This is a genomic window from Alteromonas sp. KS69, assembly GCF_003989595.1.
In the GTDB taxonomy this organism is placed as follows: Bacteria; Pseudomonadota; Gammaproteobacteria; order Enterobacterales; family Alteromonadaceae; genus Alteromonas; species Alteromonas naphthalenivorans.
In genome coordinates this window covers 1-1684 of record NZ_PYHU01000082.1, presented here as the reverse complement: position 1 = coordinate 1684, position 1684 = coordinate 1, and the positions used below count along the sequence as shown (strand labels likewise).

The 1684-nt window shown below is 42.8% G+C and carries 1 protein-coding gene; it reads right to left on the bottom strand.

Going from position 1 to position 1684, the window contains the following annotated elements:
• Positions 1-55: 55 nt before the first annotated feature.
• Positions 56-1486, bottom strand: a complete 1431-nt coding sequence (locus tag C7Y69_RS21430) for an IS1182 family transposase (protein ID WP_013783467.1) — start codon at positions 1484-1486, stop codon at positions 56-58.
• Positions 1487-1684 lie beyond the last annotated feature (198 nt).

The following is a 1684-nucleotide window of genomic DNA, read 5'->3' as shown; positions in this document are numbered from 1 at the left end:
ACGATATAGTAATTCTGAGGGCACTAACATTTTTGGATAAGTGTCGCCACAACTCTCATGTCTTCATTGCAGATATGAGACCGCTAACGTCCATGATATTCATCATTCTTTTGAAGTTGTATGCCAAGACCTGCAAACTTACCTCTGTTTTTACATGTTTTAATGTTCTTGTCAGTAGTTGTTGCGTTCCTGCCCATTGCTTTATTGTACCAAAGGGATGCTCGACGGTTTGATGCCTCAATGTCATTGCGTTTGGCATGTTTTTATAAGCTTGTGCCACGCGTTCAACATGCTCCTCATCATCGAGTCTTCGGATCCGTCTTCCTGCTGGTGATGTTGTGCACCGCGATTTCATAGTACAACCTTTGCAGGTCATGACCGACATGTAAGCGCGTAGCGGTTTTCCTTTGTCAGTTGAAACAAAGCTAAACGGGATATCTTTGCCAGCAGGACATTCATAGACGTCTTTTTCTTTGTTATAGACAAAGTCTTCTTTGGTAAACAGTCCTTTTTTTCGATTAGCCGAAGTACGGATCTTCGGAACAATTGCAGTAACGCCTGCCTGATGAACAGTCTTAAAGCTCGTGCTGTCGTCATAACCTCTATCAGCAAGAATGGTAATGTCTTGTTTACCTAACGCTTGTTGCACATGCTGGCTCATCGGGACAAGCTGATGTCTGTCACTTGGGTTATTCGTCACGTAATGGGCAAGTATCAAGTGATGTTTGGTGTCGACAGCCGCTTGAATATTATAGCCAACTAATACGCCTTTATGCTTTAGTGCCATTCGCCTGCTGTCGGGGTCGGTATAGGAGATTTGTTTGTCGGGTAAGGTTTCCAATTCTTGCTGTATTGTTTTCTCGCTTACCAGACGCGCTTGCAGTTTAGCGAGCTTGCCTTTCACTTTTTCTGCGTCTTCAGTGCGGGACTGGCGGTCTGCTCTATCGAGCTCCATAAGATAATTGGCAATATCTTTTTCGGTTGTTTCGATACACGTCTTTATCAAACCACGTGAGTAGTTCTTAGCGATATTGTTAACCGCTTTGAATTTAGTGCCGTCAATAGCCACGATGGCATCCGTAAACATATTGAGTTCACGGCATATCAACACAAAGCGCTTACAGACTTGTTGTATCGCGTTGCCGTTGTCACGTCTGAAATCAGCAATCGTTTTAAAATCTGGGGTAAGACGCTCAACCAGCCACATCAACTCGACATTACGCTGCGTTTCTTTTTCTAAACGTCTGCTTGATTGAATGCGATTAAGATAACCATAAAGGTAAATCTTGAGCATGGTTGCCGGAGAATAGCTTGGCCTACCTGTTTTGGCTGGTTGGCAACGTGCAAAACCCAACTCAGATAAATCTAATGAATTGATAAACATATCGACTGCACGAATCGGATTATCTTCATGGATGTAGTCATCTAAAACTTCGGGGAACAGCGTGCTTTGTGTTCGGCTTTGGCCTTCGATAAATCTCGACATGTGATTGAAACCTATCAATTTTTTGATAGTTTATTGTACCAATTCAGATATCAATTGAGGATCGATACTTAAGACCGATTGATCATATAAAAAGACTGCTTAGACCAAAAGGTGATCAATAGTTTTCACACAGCCTGTACGTGAAGCGGACTTTTTCGCAGCTATTTGAAAAGATGGACAGCGCTGAGTGAAAGGCAT

Bases quoted from the DNA above. Each gene is read 5' to 3' on its own strand.
- C7Y69_RS21430 (WP_013783467.1), bottom strand. From the start codon at position 1,486: ATGTCGAGATTTATCGAAGGCCAAAGCCGAACACAAAGCACGCTGTTC.